The sequence below is a fragment of the Sulfuricurvum sp. genome, from assembly GCF_028712165.1.
GTDB lineage: Bacteria > Campylobacterota > Campylobacteria > Campylobacterales > Sulfurimonadaceae > Sulfuricurvum.
Genome location: NZ_JAQTQR010000012.1, coordinates 18,188 through 33,516 on the forward strand (window position 1 = coordinate 18,188; position 15,329 = coordinate 33,516).

Here is a 15,329-nt window from a genome sequence, read left to right on the forward strand (position 1 = left end):
GCCCTATTTTGGGCACTTTTATAAATATTCAGTGCTTATGCTACAATGTCATCATGATAGAACTTGATAACCGAACCGATAAAAATTATAATTTTGCCCTTTTAGAGCAGATAGCCGATGCATTAAGTGAACAAGAGATCGAGCTGATTCTGACCGACAACTCTGAAATCGCCGAAATCAACCGTGAGTTTCGTAACATTGACAAACCGACAGATGTACTAAGTTTTCCGAGTGATCCATTTCCCGGTGCACCGCTTGGGAGCATTGTTATCAGTGTTGATAAAGTCGATGAAATCGCATCCTCTTTGGGACACAGTGTCGATCATGAACTTGCACTTCTTTTCATACACGGGATGCTTCATCTGATGGGATATGACCATGAAGTCGACAACGGTGAGATGCGACTGCGTGAGTCCGAATTGATTGAACAATTTCAACTTCCGAAAAGTCTCATCGTCAGAACATTGGAAGAATAATTTCCGCAAGTGGTTATTTTTTAATGTATCCTAGATCGTCAAGTTTATTGTAGATCTCTGAAACGATCCCACCTGCTTCTTCCCCACCGTGACCGCCGTGTTCCACCAAAACAGTGACAACAAACTGTGGATTATCCGCAGGACCGTAGGTGGTAAACCAAGCATGTGAACGTTTTAGATATTCCATGCTTTTTTCGTTTTGACGATCTTTCGTCCCCTGCGCAATTCCTGTTGTTTGAGCTGTACCGGTCTTACCCGCGATAGGGAAGCGTGTGGTAACTCTCGCATGCGCTGTTCCGTTAGGGTCATTACAAACACCGCGCATCGCTCGTTGGATGATTGGAAGTTTTTGTTTTTCCGTCGGTGTCAAAACATCCAGCGGTACCGGAATATATGGATTGTCCCCGATCATTTTGGCGATATGGGGTATCGGTAAAGTACCGGTTGCCATCAAAGCGGTAAATTCTGCCATTTGCATCGGTGTGACTAACAAATCACCCTGCCCGATCGAAGTATTGAGAGTTTCGCCCTGATACCATGGCTGATGAAACCGTTGCCGCTTCCATTCTCGGCTGGGCACGGTTCCGATAAATTCATTCGGAAGATCAATCCCTGTTTTTTTACCGAGTCCCATTCGAATGAGTCCTTTGCTCATGCGATCGATTCCAACTTCTAGCGACCCCTGATAAAAATAATCATCACAGCTCTCAACTATTGCTTTATTGATATTGGTGATACCGTGACCCGTCTTTTTCCAATCTCTAAAGGTTCGATTTCCTAAACGCATTGAACCGGTACTTAGGAAGGTTGTGTTCTCATTTATCACACCCGAGGTAATATAAATCAGTCCCATTCCGGTTTTTATGGTTGAACCCGGAGGATAGAGCCCGTTAATGATTTTATTCGTAAATGGAGCATCGACACTGTTCATCAAAGCGTTCCACTCATCAGAACTGATTCCTGAAACAAAGGTATTCAGATCATACTCCGGAAAACTGCCGGCAGCATAAATCGCACCGTGTACGTCCATTACGATGATTGCACCTACCCTTTTTTCAAAAATTTTGGTGATAAAATTTTGTAAACGCATATCGATATTGAGAACAAGATTATGATTTTCTTGGGTAGCGCTTCGACCTACCTCTTCAATTTCAACATTATGGGCATTTACCTTGATTCGGCGCTCACCTGCAATTCCCTGTAAGTAGCTGTTATAATATTTTTCAATACCGTTTTTGCCGACATGCCCTAAAAGCTGAAGCGAAGGATCGGCATCAATCTCTTTTTGATTGGCTTTTGCAACATAACCGATCAGATGGGATCCCACTGGTCCGTAGGGGTAAAGACGCTTCGGTGAAGGGGATATTTTGATTGTTTCACGCAAATTCATCAGTGCATAAAGGGGAATTATGGTTTCATGCGGGACGAAATCGACCACATCAATAAAAGAGTGATTGTAATAGGAGTCTTGCATGATATAGGCTTTTGCTATTTTTTGAGCATCCAGCGTTGGAATCATTGAAAGCAAATAGGCTATTTCTGTATCCAAACGGCTTCTATCATCTCCATGGGTTAAATGAGGGGCTAATGCAATCTTAAATCCTAGCTCGTTAATAGCAATCGGGTCCAGTGTTCTATCAAGAATTTCTCCACGAACCGGTGCAGATAATTCGGTTTTAATACTGTTGTTTTCAGAAAGATTTTCGTAATAATCATTGGATTGAACCGCTAAGTGAAATACCCGGACTACAAGACCGATCCAAATTAATGCAAAAAGTGTAAATATTATTTTTATCTTCATATCACTACCGATAAAATTAAAAATTCAATAATCATGTACAATCCGGTATGCCAGTCGATCATCGGAGAATGAAGGAGTAGAATACCATTCGCACTCCAAATAAATGTCCAATACCCTAGATAACCCAAAGCAGAAAAGATAGCCGCCATACAGATTCGACATTGAATAACCTGTTCAAATTTCGGTAGCAGATAGCGTGACAAAAGGGTAAAAAAGAGGATTGTACTTCCAAACCAAAACCCTTTTTCCGCTTCGAATACCAGCAACATGAGTGATACAATAATCAGGCCGAAAAGATCATGTTTACTGAGTGCATCGTGATACATGTAAAACAGTACTGCAAGTAATGGAGGCAATAGAAGATAAATACTGCTCAGGCTGATATATACAACGTATAAACCGACTAAAAGAAGCCGATTTATAACGTTTTGATAAGAGAAACTTCGTTGCATACGGGAAAGTGTTTACATTTAATACAATCAGCCCAGATTTTATGTTCAGGGATCGTCTCTTTAGGGATTTCAATAAATCCCAACCGTTCAAAAAAGCGCTGTTGATAGGTTAAAGCCAAAACTTCTTTAAGACCGAGACGACGACCCTCCTCACACGCATTATCAACCAAGGTGCTCCCGATATTGATTCCTCTGTACTGTGTATCGATAATCATAGAACGGAGTTCCGCCAATGAGGGAGAATGGATGTGAAGCGCAACAAAACCGACCAGTTTTTCTCCATCCATTGCCAAAAAATACGATCGTATATTGGTGGCAATTTCATCATCACTGCGAGGCAAAATAACACCGGATTCAATCTCAGGCGCTACAAGCTGCTGCATTGCAGGAATATCAAGCAAAGTAGGTTTTTTGTACGTAATCACACTCATTCATCATCACTTTTAAGCAATCGGTAGAGATGTTCAACAATTGCATCTACACCTTTACGTTTCGAATTCGAAACCATTATGGCACCCGGAAAACGTTTTTTTAATTCGGAGAGCTCTTTTTGGTTCAGTTTATCGATCTTGGTAAAAATAGTAACAATCGACTGATCAGGGGTACAAATTTCGTTTAAGTAAGTATCAACAGAACGGTCAATCTCCAAATCGGGATGACGGCAGTCGATAAGATGGACAAAAATACGAATCTGTTTGCGTTCCGAAATGAAATTGGTAAGGTTGCTTTCCCAGTCCGTTTTAAGTGATTTCGCCACTTTGGCATACCCGAATCCCGGTAAATCGACAAATTTAGCACTTAAACGCTCTCCGCTCTCCCGATCTGCAAATACTACATCAAAATAATTAATCAAACGTGTTTTACCCGGTGTCGCCGATACTTTTGCCAGTGATTTTCGCTTCGTCAATGTATTCAGCAACGAACTTTTACCGGTATTGGAACGAGCCATAAAAGCGACTTCGTTTTGATAGTCATTTTCAGGTGTCAATCTGATATTGGGAGCGGATGTCACAAATGAGGAATCAATAATCTCAATCATTTAGCTGTACTTTTCTGTTTTGAGTTTTTATCCTGAAGCGTAAAGGTCATAACTACCGGTTCATCTTTTGCACTCTCAGCTACAGCACTTCCCTGTGACATATTGACAACAACTTTATCCCCTTTGACACGGCGGAAATCGTCTAAGCGAAGCAAATCGACTTTAGTATAAAATTGGTATTCACCTTCATTTGACAAATAAACGGCACTTTGAGACTTACCACGATATTTTTCTTGTTGTTCTGTAACGATATAAAAAGAGACACCGCCTTCAGCCACATATTTGTACGGTTTTTTGTCTTTATCGGTGTAAATAGTCACCTTTGATGCATTCAGTTCATCTGCACCTTTGGTTACTTTGACATTTCCGGTAAAGACGGCTATACCTTTTTGCTGATCGCCTTTAAAATTATCAGATATGACTTTAAGCTCCTCAGCATTCAAAGAGATAGCTGTCAAAGCCAATATAAAAATAAGTGCTCGAATAATCATAATTTGTTCCTATTTTAAGTTGTAACTTCCGCGAATACGATCAGCGGAAACAAAATCTTTTTCAGTGTTGTACACCAGTTTTTCTCCGTCTATTCGGTTGGCGTTTTGAGTAAGCACAAACGGCCCGGCAGTCTGAATAACCGATGCATTGGTATCGTATGTTCCCTCATTTGAACGAAACTCCACACCGTCCTCGCGAACATAATGGACATTTCCTTTTAACGTAACAACGTTATCTTGGTATTTAAGATCATCTGAGTGGATAGATTGAAATAAATGTTTCGTATTATCGCTAAAATTTGCTGATGTTACCGTATACCGATCATCATATTTTCTCCCCTCTTGTCCTTCTAAGATATGCTCAATCCCTTTCGGCGATATTTCATACATCGTAAAAGAGATCAACTCTATTTTCGGAATTTCACGGCTGTCTTGGTGTGCGACATAATTTGGAGTAAAATAACCGTACATGCCCATCAGTAAACCCAAGAGTAAAACAAAAAAAACGTTAATCGACATTTAGATCCACAACGCTAAAAATTTTTCTTCTTCACCGTTGCGGCGAATCACTTTTTCTATCATTTCACGAACACATGCATCTCCGCCGCATCGGTCTAATACTTCCGCAAAGCTTTTAAGATACTCAGAGCCGTCATGCGGCGTATAGGCTTGTCCCGCCCACTGTAAAAGATTGTAATCGTTCAAATCATCTCCGATGACAGCTACCTCATGAGGCTCTATACCAAGTTCTGCACACATGCTAATCGCAACTGCACGCTTATCTTTGACCCCTTGGTGCAAATGGGCAATATCCAGCTCTTTGGCACGATGTGCTACGATTGATGAGTCTCGGCCTGTAATAATTGCGGCAGCATGCCCCATCTTGACCCATGCCTTAATCGCAAAGCCGTCTTTGACATTGAAATTTTTGAGTTCCAGACCATCGGCAGTGTAAATAATCTTGCCGTCGCTCATACATCCGTCAACGTCTAAAATCAATAAACGAATCACAGTACCCCTTTGGTGCTTGGAACTCCGGCTCGGTCATTTTTTGCTAATGCACGTCGCAATGCTACTGCAAGCGATTTAAAAGCTGCTTCGATTATGTGATGTTTATTTTTTCCACGTACCATGATAATGTGTGCGGTAATTCCGGCATTGAACACAACTGCGCGAAAAAACTCTTCTGCAAGTTCTGTATCAAAAGCACCTATTTTACCTGAGACCGGAACATCATAGACCAAAAACGGTCGGTTGCTCAAATCCAAATCACAGCTGACCGCCGCTTCATCCATCACGATTACGGCACTGCCGAAGCGCTCGACTTTTTCAATAGGATAGATTGCTTCTCGCAATGCCTGACCTAAAACGATCCCTATATCCTCGACACTGTGGTGATCGTCAATGTGGATATCTCCGTTGCATTCAACGTTCAAATCCATCTGTGCATGTTTGGCAAAGCTCTCCAACATATGATCCAAAAAGCCCACTTTTGTCGATATTGTACTTTTCCCTTCTCCATTGATGGCGAGAGACAATGTGATATCGGTCTCTTTGGTTTGACGTTTTTTGTGGATCATCCTATTCCCCTATGATAAATGAGCCTTTAAAATAGCCCTGTGAAATGAAATCGCGTGCTTCGGCTTCCGATTTAAATCCGCTTAGCCATACACGAAATAGTCGTTTGTTATTATACTCTGTATCTTTAATGATTGCAGAGTAGCTATGAAAAGAAGCGTACTTCTGTTTTGTATAGGATGCCCCGGCAAATCGTTCAAATGAACCGATCTGCACATAAAAATTGTTCATGACACTCTCTTGCGGGCCTTTGGCTATTGTCTGCATATTAATGCTTCGTGATGATGAGGGTTCAAATCCTAATACTTCCAATGTTACGTTTGCCGTCCCTTTTTGAGCAACACCGATTTGTTGTGCCGCCGCGTAAGAGAGATCAATGATTCGACTCTCTACAAAAGGACCTCGATCATTGATACGGACAATCGTTTGGCTGTTGTTGTCGGTATTGGTTACCCGTACAACAGTATTCATCGGCAAAGTTTTATGCGCCGCAGTCATAGCGTACATATCATACCCCTCTCCGCTGGAGGTGGATTTGCCGTGAAAATCGTTTCCGTACCAGCTCGCTCTCCCGCTAAAAGTATCTCCGACCCGAACAACGGTTGGACAGTACTCTTTTCCAAAAACGGTGTAAGGACGCATCGTCGCATGAAGTTCACCGTTGGCTTTATAGACATTGGATGAGTTCATTGCCAACTGTTCAGATGGGTATTTTTGAGAAGGTTTCGGTGAATGATAGGAATAAGACCCGTATCGGGTCGTACACCCTCCGAATATAAGTATTAGAGTGATAGCAAGGGTTTTAATCAGCAACCTTTATCTCCTCCCCTTCTTTTAATACATTGGACGCAAACGGATTTTTAAGTTTTAACTGTTCAAGCGTCGTATTATACAATGCAGCGACTGAAGCGAGGGTTTCACCGGATTTTGCGGTATAGAGACGGGGGTTCTTCAAAAACGGTTTGGTAATCGGTATTTTCACACGTCGATTGAGATTACGACCTTCATTATCTCCTATCATATTCTCCATCATAATCGAGTTTTTAGGAACGTTGTAACGTTTGGAGATTTGATCTAACGTTTCACCCGACTTTACACGATGCATAATAAAATAACCATGGATATCTTTCGGCTGAAATTTTTGCCGGAATTCCTCTAATTTTTCTCTAGGAATGTACACAGGGTAGTTTTGTTGATTCGGAGGTGTTATCCCCTTTTTAAGATGGGTATTAAGACTGATAAGTTTTGTTTTAGGCATCTCTAAAACTGCGGCGATTCTGTCAATTTGCTCCCCTTTGGGAAGATAAATAGTGGCAATAGGGTTTTCAACCGCGTCCTGTGTCGATGTGTATTGAGATAAATACGGATCCTCAGAGCCCAAAAAAGCCAATGAAACGACGGTACGAATATAATTTCTGCTCTCTCGCGGGAGATACGCATGTTTTGGATCCGCCAATATATTCAAATCAGTAGTCCCTGCTTTCCGAATGGCCCTAGTTAAGCGGCCATCACCGCAATTATAAGCGATCAAAGCCAAGTACCATTTACCGAACTGTTTTTTTAAACTGCTCAAGTATGTAATTGCGGCACGTGTCGATTTTATATGGTCACGGCGTTCATCAACATACTGATTTACCCGTAGTCCCTGAAGTTTCCCCGTTGTCTCCATAAACTGCCATAATCCGGCTGCTCCGTGTGAAGAGGTACTGTCAACATCCAACTGCGATTCTGCCAATACGACAAATAAAAACTCATTCGGCAAATCAGATTGAGCGATAAGAGAGGAGAGCATCGGTAGAAGCAAGTTTGCATTTTCAGAGGTATCATCAAACCCTTGCAGGCTTGAATCACGTTTTTTTTGTGTATAAACATCGTGTAAAGAAGGATCTTTCAAAAAAGAAGCGGGAATATCAAAATGACGTAATATCTCTATTTTACTTTTGTCATTCGGATCAAATCCTACACCCATAAGTATTAAAGGGATCAAAAATAATATCGCGATTATATTTCTCATCCCGATTACCTCACCCTATCCAAAAGCAAACAGCTTTTTGGCATTGTGTGTTGTTATTTCTTCTACCTCTTGTGCATTCATATGGAGTAAATCAGCCATTTTGTCAGCAACGTAACGGGTATATGCACTCTCATTACGAGAACCCCTGTGAGGATGAGGGGTGAGATAGGGGCCATCTGTTTCAATTACAAGTTTATCGAGGGGAATTTTAGGGAGAATATTGACCAGTTTTTTAGCATTTTGAAATGTAACGACTCCGCCGATACCGAAGTAAAAACCTTCATTGGCGAGGGATAGCAGCTCATCATCGGCATTGTAACAGTGCAACACTCCGCCGACTTCTCCGGCACCTTCTTCGAGTAATATCATTTTTGAATCATGGCTTGCATCTCGGATATGGACGATTAACGGCTTATGATATTGTTTGGCAACACGAATCTGATGACGAAAGACTTCAGCTTGACGCATCTTCTCCTGATGTTTCTCTTCATCGCTCCCTTCAAGTCGAAAATAGTCCAGTCCGCATTCTCCGATAGCTACACATTTTGGATGGGCAGCATAATGGTCAAAATCCACCGAATCAATCGTTTCCATATCATACGGATGAACACCAACGGCAAAATAAACATTTTCATACGCTTCGCATATCTCAATCGCACGCTCCAGTGTCGAAGGATGTGCACCCGGGATTACATATCCCTCAACACCTGCATCGGATGCACGTTTCATCATTGCATCAAAATCTTCGCGGTAGCGTTCATCGTCTAAATGGACATGGGTATCAATAATCATCACAATCCTCTTGCACGTTCAAATAAATCTCTGGCAAATCCTCGTGCCTCATCACTCACACTTTCACCGCTGATAATTCGAGCAATCTCTTCTACCCGTTCATTATCGTTTAGCTCTCGAACACGACTTTCATCGTCTTTATAGATTAAAAAATGCTGCTGTCCCATCGAAGTCAGTTGCGGCTGATGCGAAATAACGAAAATCTGATAGCGGGAAGAGAGATGACGCAGTACTTTGGCAACACTCATCGACTCTTCTCCGCTTAGATTTGCATCGATCTCATCAAGCATCAGAACACCACCGCCGCTTTGCATACTCTCGACCCCTAATGCCAGCAAAGCAAGACGAAGGCGGTTAAACTCACCGGAGCTCAGCTTATCGAGCTTTGTCCCCGATAAACCCAATACCGCTTTATCGTATCCTGTTGCATTTAATTCGCACGCTTCAAGTTCCAATGTTGCTTCACGAAGGTAGAGCATCCCCAAATAACTGTTGAGTTTTTCCAGCGTTTCACCCAAAATGGCATGACGTTTTAACGATAGCTCTTTCGCTCCCGTATCGAGTGTCGCTTTTAGTGAGGAGATTTGTTTTATTAAATCGTTTTTAGAGTGCTCAATCGTTTCATAGGATTCAAGTTCTGATGCTTTTTGGTCGCGATAGGCTAACGCTTCTTCAATACTGCCGTATCGACGTTTCAATTCGGATATCTGCTCGATTCGGTCCAATACCGATTCGACCGAAACCTCTTCGAGCTCTTCCATACGTTCCAATGAACTTTCTAAAACACTGCGCAGTTCATTCATCGTATCATCAAAAAATGCACTGTCAATCTCTAATAATCCCAATACCGAACTGACATTCGACTCGTAAGAAAATATCCCCTGTGCCTGTGCGATCGCCGTTTCGATTTTCTCTTTTTTAGAGAGCTGTTTTTTGATGAGATTTAGCTCTTCATCTTCTCCGATACGAGGTTTGATCGCATCAATTTTGCCGATTTCATAAAGGGCAAACTCTTTAAGTTCCGCAAGATGTTTTTCTTTCTCTTCAATGCTGCGGAGCTCATCTGACAGGATTTTAAATTCTGAAAATTTGGAACGATGATTCTCTAAAATCGTAGCATATTGGGGAGTTCGTTCACTGATACGTTCATCGATAATTTTTAAGATTGCAGACGGTTCAAAATCACTGTAATCTTTGAGACTTAAATGGCGCAGATAAGTAGAACTGATCGATTCCATAGAAGACTTTGAGGTACTTTGGTTATTGATAAAATAACGGGTTTTCTCTTTTTTAACATGGCGGAATATATTTACAGGCTCATTTTGAAGACCGTAATACTCTTCATCAATTTTCCATGATACACTTGATTCACAAATCTGTGCTTCGACATTGTCCAAACCTACAGAGGCTAAAATGGAACGCATAAGGATCGATTTTCCGCTTCCGCTGGGTCCCGTAAAAACAACAAGCCCGGGATGAAACTCCAAATCAGCCTCTTTAAACGTCAAAAACTCTTTAAGATAAAAACGTTCTATCACCGACTAATTCCCCCATCCCAATTTCTCTTTGAGAACTTCAAAATAATTAAATTCTTTACGGTGAATCAAACGTGCGGTATTGCTTGCGAGTTTAATATGGACAGTATCACTGTCACTGATTTCAACCAAATCTTGACCGTCAATAATCACCAAAGCACTTGCATCCGGAGTTTTCATTTCGATCTCAAAATGTCCGGGAAAAACCACAGGCCGCTGAGTCAGCGAATGGGGACATATCGGTGTCAGTGCGAATACCTGCGTCAATGGAAAGAGAACCGGTCCTCCTGCTGAGAGGTTATAAGCGGTAGAGCCTGTAGGGGTCGAGACAACAACACCGTCACCGTAATACGTATTAAAACTTCTACCATCTACAAAGGTTTCCAAATGGATCATTTTGGCAATTGAGGGACGGGTAAGAACAATGTCGTTAAAAGCAAAAATATCGTTTTCACCGTTAGGCGTTACAATCGTAGCTTGCAAAATTGCACGCTGATCGATACGGTATTCACCCACTAACATCTTATCCACAAAAGATTCGAGTTCACAAAAATCCAGATCAGCTAAAAAACCGAGTTTTCCTGCATGAATCCCTAAAACAGGGAGTTGGTAACTGTAAGAGCGTCGTACGGCAGAAATCAAAGTACCGTCTCCGCCGATCGTAACGAGAAAATCGCTGTTTTGGCACATCATATCAAACGGCTGCCCCATAACATCGATCATTCCGCCGCTGATATTGTCTATGATGACTTCGATACCGCGTGATTCGAAAATACGTTTTGCTTCGAAAAACATCTCTTTAAGCTCAGGTGTTGAGGGGCGCAGGAGCATACCGACACGTTTAATATTAGTTAATTTCAATATCTCTTCCCCTCTTTGTTTGACTCTATTATAGCCAAATTGAAAAACAGGTCAAAATAGTAGGCAAAATTAACGGAAATATTCCAGTGCTATCCCCTCACGCAATCCGTCATCGATAATTATCGCTTCCTCATATCCAAGTGCCTCATAAATAGCCGTTACCATCATAATACCTGCTATGATCAGGCTTTCGCGTCCTACTCCGACATACCGGGCGCGCATTGTCTCATCCATATTCAAAAGTTCATTCCGTACACGGTAGCAATCCTCCAAATGCAAACGAAATCCGTTTACTTTTTCAGGATCATACGTCTCATAATCCATCCCGTTCAAATATGCCGCAATCGTTGTCGGAGTTCCAGCCGTTAAAACTAAAGATGTATGAGGGAATGATTGAGAGCAGATTTGTTCCTTAAACGATTCGATTGAGTCACTAAGTTTTTGGGGAGTATTGGATCGCTCGCTCAGGGTAACAATACCAATATTAAGACTTATGGAACGGCTTGTTTCACCTTCAGATACGATCAATTCAGTCGATCCGCCCCCTATATCCGCCATTACAAAGGATGAAGGCTCAATGTCGAGTTTCTTCAGTCGATACCGTACGGCATTTAAAGAAAGATTTGCTTCTTTTTCCGCATCGATGATTGTAAAGCGGACACCGGTTTCAGCTGCTATGGCTTCAATAATGGAATCTGAATTTGTAGCCATACGCATCGCGGCAGTAGCATACCCTCTAACATCATTAGAGGCAAAATCAAGCTTGGTTTTTGCCTCATTGATTGCAGATATAATCCGTCCGAGTGCTTTTTCACCGATTTGTTTGGTATCATGAAGAGATTCCGCAGTTTTAACAATTTTCTCAAAACTTCTGCCCCAGAGTTGACCGTCAAACTCGATGAAACGAATGGTATTGGAACCTAAATCAATGGCTATCATAACTCAGAAATATCGTCGATCCGTATCGATGGACTCCATGTGTCCAGGGATCCTTTCTTAAGAACTTCAAAATCTAGTTTGGTTTGATAACGGGCTTTAAAATACTCAAAAACCGTCGTAATCCCCTCATCTACTCCAAATAATCCGACATATTGTCGAATGCCCCGTTCAATAATCTCCTGAGACTCTTTATTTCGAAGCTTTTGTTCCAACTGTACACAATACGCTTGTGCCATAACACTGGCTATCGCCGAATATTTGGCATTTATAGCATGGTACGGTTCAAATGTACTAAGCGTTTCACGTGCTAGACCTTTGGCCGCAAACCGCTGTGCCTGATCGACAATCTTATTCCAATGATTTTCCAGTACCTGTGCTTCGGGGGTCTCGTACAATAACGGGTAAGAACTAAGATATGCGAAAGCGTTATCAAGATTATTTGAAGCAATCGAATCGAAAAAGAGATGTTTTACACGAATCGTATCAGCCATCTCCTGGGCTTCTGCTGCATAATCAGGAAAAGCCAACAGAATTTCGCACGCTTTTCTGGCGGTTGCATATTCACCTTGAACATATCCTTGATGAGCCTGAATATAAAGTTTATCGGCATATTCCATAATCGTGCCGTATTCTGCAAACTCTTTTAAAAACGGGTGTGCTTTAATCAAATCAAAAAATTTATAAAAATCACGCTGTGCAATGACTCGTTTAAAATAATCATACACTTTTCGCTCTTGAAACAGCTGTTGAATTAAAATCGTTTTATCTGAAATACCGCGATATGGAGCCAAGAGCTGACGTGCTTGTTCCTCACCATTGGGTGTTGAAATAAGCTCTTGTGCCTTTAAAAAAAGTTTTTTCCATTTTACTTCCATAGCTCGAAACGGTTCAGAATCTTGGAAAGCAGGATATTGTTTAACCATCGAGTATGCAAGTGGATATCGTCCTTCAGTAATTGCCGTTTTAAACTGGGGGTATTTTTCAAAATCATGCAGTATCTGAGTAATCATTCCATTTTTTCTTGGAATGCCGGCAAACATATTCAATAACTCTTTTGCCTTTGTACGTTCATTTTTTTCCAGATAATCACGAACTTTCTCAAGAATATCTGCCCAAATACGTTCTGCAGCATCATAAAGTTTTGAATATTGTAACATCGGGTTCTCTTCTACCGCATTATAGAACGATTTATATTGTCGTTCTCGCAGCATCTGCGTATACTTTTCTTCATTCCCGAAAAGTGAATAAATACGTACGTTACCATCAATAGTACCGATCGCCAAACGAAATGGATCACTCAAAAAAGCCAATGTCGTAATCGATTCGGATTCTTTGATATAGCGCTGTTTTATCTGATCAAATGTCCGTAAATCATATAAACCGATATATCCGAGCTTTGTTGCAACAAAAGCAAACCGTTTATCGATACTCACAGTCATCGTTGTTACATCATCATTCATTTTATTCAGACGTTTAATTATTTTACCGGTACTGAGATCCCATACGATCAATACTCCCTCTTTATCTACAGAGAGCATTCTTGCTTCCGGCAGAAAAATTATTTTGACAATCGCACTGCCGTGACCTCGAAGTTTTATCGGCTTTTTCATTGTTGCCATATTGAGCACATTGATCGTTCGGTCATAGCTTCCCGTAGCAATCCATTGTCCAAAATCATCAAATGCAATGGTACTGATAAAATCACTGTGAGGAGGCATGGAGAACGCCAAACGGGAAGTTTGAAGAACCCACCCGAATGTTTTTCCATCCTGACCGCAGGTTACACAGTAGCGTCCCAACGGATCCAATCCGACACTCTCGATCTCACCTTGATGACGTCCCACCTTATACAATAACTCTTTTTTAGAGACATTGAATAAAGCGGCTTTCCCCGTACCGGGGATAATTGTCATAGAATACTCACCGTCCGTCGTCATATCAACATGTGAACCTACGATACGCTCATGCGTAATATTGCTTTTAAATCCGCCTACAATTGCATAGGTTTTCAGATCAATTATTCTAAGTGCATTTTGAGCATCTATGATACCCATTTGCCCGTTTATAAGTGTTTTAAGCATCAGAATAGGTTGTTTAATATTTAATAATTTCAAAACTTCCATATTCTGTATGTCCCTTTAATGTTCTTCGCTGCTTAAGTAGCGGTGTTCTTTGAGTAGTGCACGAATTTGCGACTGATGCTCTTCTCCTTTTGTTTCCAAATGGATCATCACGTTGGCGTCGCCGTATGCTAACGTCGTTGAAGTACGATCGTAGTCGATATGGACGATATTGGCATTCAGCCCTTGGAGCATTTCGGTGAGTTTCATAAGGGCTCCCGGTTTATCAACAAGAGTAACCGTAAGTTTCATCTTTCGTCCCGATTTAATCAAACCTTTTTCGATAATGATGGAGAGGAGTGTAACATCCATATTCCCTCCGCTGAGTACGACACCAACTTTTTTGCCTTTGAGATCGCTCAATTTATCGTGCAATAATGCTGCTACACCGACGGCACCGGCACCTTCTACAACCAGTTTTTGACGTTCAAGCAAAAACAATATGGCATTGGCAATCTCTTCGTCATCAACACTGACGATTCGGTCAACGCACTCTATGATATGCCCAAGGGTTATTTCAGATGTATCACGTACCGCGATGCCATCTGCGATGGTTCGTACCGACGTACTGTCAATCGCTTTTTTAGCTTCAAATGATTCTTTCATCGCCGGTGCTCCTAGCGCACTGACTCCGATCACTTCTGTTTTAGGTGATAACGCTTTAAAAGCAGAAGCCATACCGGAAATCAAACCACCGCCACCGACAGGGATAATTACGGCATCGAGATCACTCATCGAATCGATCATTTCCAGTGCAATCGTCCCCTGCCCCGCCATCACGGCCGTATCGGTAAAAGGATGGACGAATACCAACCCGTTCTCGCTGCCGTAGGTAGAGGCATACGCATACGCTTCATCATAATTACTGCCGGCTAAAATAACCTCTGCCCCGTAATAGCGTACCCCGTTGATTTTCGTCAGCGGAGTCGATTCCGGCATTACAATCAATGCTTTAATCCCAAACATCTGTGCAGCCATAGCAACACCCTGTGCATGATTTCCGGCACTTGCCGCAATCACACCGCATACACGTTCTGCATCACTTAACGAAGCAATCTTGTTGTATGCTCCGCGAATTTTGAAAGCTCCGGTAACTTGAAGATTCTCTTTTTTAAGATAAATTTCCGCTCCGCATTGTTCACTCAATCTGGGAGCGTAGGCAAACGGGGTTTCTACAACCGTTCCGCGGATACGCTCATGCGCTTGATAAATTGTTTCTAGATCAACCAAG

The 15,329-nt window shown here is 41.7% G+C and carries 17 protein-coding genes; 1 reads left to right on the plus strand and 16 read right to left on the minus strand.

Going from position 1 to position 15,329, the window contains the following annotated elements:
* The first annotated feature begins 53 nt into the window (after positions 1-53).
* Positions 54-476 carry an rRNA maturation RNase YbeY gene (gene ybeY / locus PHP90_RS03405; RefSeq protein WP_299925319.1) on the plus strand — a complete coding sequence of 141 codons (423 nt, stop codon included), beginning with the start codon at positions 54-56 and terminating at the stop codon, positions 474-476.
* 13 nt (positions 477-489) lie between these two features.
* Here ybeY and mrdA read toward each other — a convergent pair whose 3' ends face one another.
* The 16 genes from mrdA to ilvA form a co-directional block, all read right to left on the minus strand.
* Positions 490-2,277: a penicillin-binding protein 2 gene (gene mrdA / locus PHP90_RS03410; RefSeq protein WP_299925246.1), complete on the minus strand. Its 1,788-nt coding sequence runs from the start codon at positions 2,275-2,277 to the stop codon at positions 490-492.
* Positions 2,274-2,729 carry a hypothetical protein gene (locus PHP90_RS03415; RefSeq protein ID WP_299925249.1) on the minus strand — a complete coding sequence of 152 codons (456 nt, stop codon included), beginning with the start codon at positions 2,727-2,729 and terminating at the stop codon, positions 2,274-2,276. Before PHP90_RS03415 ends, mrdA begins: the two co-directional genes overlap by 4 nt.
* A complete protein-coding gene (locus PHP90_RS03420) occupies positions 2,696-3,154 on the minus strand; it encodes an N-acetyltransferase (RefSeq protein WP_299925321.1) in 459 nt (152 codons plus the stop codon). The genes PHP90_RS03415 and PHP90_RS03420 overlap by 34 nt, the downstream gene beginning before the upstream one ends.
* A 2-nt stretch (positions 3,155-3,156) precedes the next feature.
* Positions 3,157-3,768 (minus strand): ribosome biogenesis GTP-binding protein YihA/YsxC, encoded by a 612-nt coding sequence (gene yihA, locus PHP90_RS03425; RefSeq protein ID WP_299925253.1) that lies wholly within the window; start codon positions 3,766-3,768, stop codon positions 3,157-3,159.
* Positions 3,765-4,259 (minus strand): lipopolysaccharide transport periplasmic protein LptA, encoded by a 495-nt coding sequence (gene lptA, locus PHP90_RS03430; RefSeq protein WP_299925256.1) that lies wholly within the window; start codon positions 4,257-4,259, stop codon positions 3,765-3,767. Before lptA ends, yihA begins: the two co-directional genes overlap by 4 nt.
* Before the next feature lie 9 nt (positions 4,260-4,268).
* On the minus strand, positions 4,269-4,778 hold the full coding sequence (gene lptC / locus PHP90_RS03435) for an LPS export ABC transporter periplasmic protein LptC (RefSeq protein WP_299925259.1): 510 nt from the start codon (positions 4,776-4,778) through the stop codon (positions 4,269-4,271).
* Positions 4,779-5,270 (minus strand): HAD hydrolase family protein, encoded by a 492-nt coding sequence (locus PHP90_RS03440; protein ID WP_299925262.1) that lies wholly within the window; start codon positions 5,268-5,270, stop codon positions 4,779-4,781.
* Complete coding sequence (gene hisB, locus PHP90_RS03445; protein ID WP_299925265.1) at positions 5,267-5,839, minus strand: imidazoleglycerol-phosphate dehydratase HisB; 573 nt, start codon at positions 5,837-5,839, stop codon at positions 5,267-5,269. Before hisB ends, PHP90_RS03440 begins: the two co-directional genes overlap by 4 nt.
* 1 nt (position 5,840) lies before the next feature.
* The gene (locus PHP90_RS03450) at positions 5,841-6,650 is read right to left on the minus strand and encodes a septal ring lytic transglycosylase RlpA family protein (RefSeq protein ID WP_299925268.1); all 810 of its coding nucleotides are present in this window, start codon (positions 6,648-6,650) and stop codon (positions 5,841-5,843) included.
* Positions 6,640-7,851, minus strand: a complete 1,212-nt coding sequence (locus PHP90_RS03455; protein WP_299925271.1) for a lytic transglycosylase domain-containing protein — start codon at positions 7,849-7,851, stop codon at positions 6,640-6,642. The genes PHP90_RS03450 and PHP90_RS03455 overlap by 11 nt, the downstream gene beginning before the upstream one ends.
* A 15-nt stretch (positions 7,852-7,866) precedes the next feature.
* The gene (locus tag PHP90_RS03460) at positions 7,867-8,643 is read right to left on the minus strand and encodes a TatD family hydrolase (RefSeq protein WP_299925274.1); all 777 of its coding nucleotides are present in this window, start codon (positions 8,641-8,643) and stop codon (positions 7,867-7,869) included.
* Positions 8,643-10,181, minus strand: coding sequence for an AAA family ATPase (locus tag PHP90_RS03465; RefSeq protein WP_299925277.1), 1,539 nt, complete (start codon positions 10,179-10,181; stop codon positions 8,643-8,645). The genes PHP90_RS03460 and PHP90_RS03465 overlap by 1 nt, the downstream gene beginning before the upstream one ends.
* A 3-nt stretch (positions 10,182-10,184) precedes the next feature.
* A complete protein-coding gene (locus PHP90_RS03470; RefSeq protein WP_299925280.1) occupies positions 10,185-11,039 on the minus strand; it encodes an NAD(+)/NADH kinase in 855 nt (284 codons plus the stop codon).
* Positions 11,040-11,108: 69 nt separating this feature from the next.
* Positions 11,109-11,978: a phosphatase gene (locus PHP90_RS03475; RefSeq protein WP_299925283.1), complete on the minus strand. Its 870-nt coding sequence runs from the start codon at positions 11,976-11,978 to the stop codon at positions 11,109-11,111.
* A complete protein-coding gene (locus PHP90_RS03480) occupies positions 11,975-14,032 on the minus strand; it encodes a hypothetical protein (RefSeq protein WP_299925286.1) in 2,058 nt (685 codons plus the stop codon). Before PHP90_RS03480 ends, PHP90_RS03475 begins: the two co-directional genes overlap by 4 nt.
* Before the next feature lie 84 nt (positions 14,033-14,116).
* Positions 14,117-15,328 carry a threonine ammonia-lyase gene (gene ilvA / locus PHP90_RS03485; RefSeq protein ID WP_299925289.1) on the minus strand — a complete coding sequence of 404 codons (1,212 nt, stop codon included), beginning with the start codon at positions 15,326-15,328 and terminating at the stop codon, positions 14,117-14,119.
* Position 15,329 lies beyond the last annotated feature (1 nt).

What these genes read in the sequence shown, in the direction of transcription:
- ybeY (WP_299925319.1), top strand. Translation starts at nt 54, where the DNA reads ATGATAGAACTTGATAACCGAACCGATAAAAATTATAATTTTGCCCTT.
- mrdA (WP_299925246.1), bottom strand. Translation starts at nt 2,277, where the DNA reads ATGAAGATAAAAATAATATTTACACTTTTTGCATTAATTTGGATCGGT.
- PHP90_RS03415 (WP_299925249.1), bottom strand. Translation starts at nt 2,729, where the DNA reads ATGCAACGAAGTTTCTCTTATCAAAACGTTATAAATCGGCTTCTTTTA.
- yihA (WP_299925253.1), bottom strand. Translation starts at nt 3,768, where the DNA reads ATGATTGAGATTATTGATTCCTCATTTGTGACATCCGCTCCCAATATC.
- lptA (WP_299925256.1), bottom strand. Translation starts at nt 4,259, where the DNA reads ATGATTATTCGAGCACTTATTTTTATATTGGCTTTGACAGCTATCTCT.
- lptC (WP_299925259.1), bottom strand. Translation starts at nt 4,778, where the DNA reads ATGTCGATTAACGTTTTTTTTGTTTTACTCTTGGGTTTACTGATGGGC.
- hisB (WP_299925265.1), bottom strand. Translation starts at nt 5,839, where the DNA reads ATGATCCACAAAAAACGTCAAACCAAAGAGACCGATATCACATTGTCT.
- PHP90_RS03455 (WP_299925271.1), bottom strand. Translation starts at nt 7,851, where the DNA reads ATGAGAAATATAATCGCGATATTATTTTTGATCCCTTTAATACTTATG.
- PHP90_RS03460 (WP_299925274.1), bottom strand. Translation starts at nt 8,643, where the DNA reads ATGATTATTGATACCCATGTCCATTTAGACGATGAACGCTACCGCGAA.
- PHP90_RS03475 (WP_299925283.1), bottom strand. Translation starts at nt 11,978, where the DNA reads ATGATAGCCATTGATTTAGGTTCCAATACCATTCGTTTCATCGAGTTT.
- PHP90_RS03480 (WP_299925286.1), bottom strand. Translation starts at nt 14,032, where the DNA reads ATGGGTATCATAGATGCTCAAAATGCACTTAGAATAATTGATCTGAAA.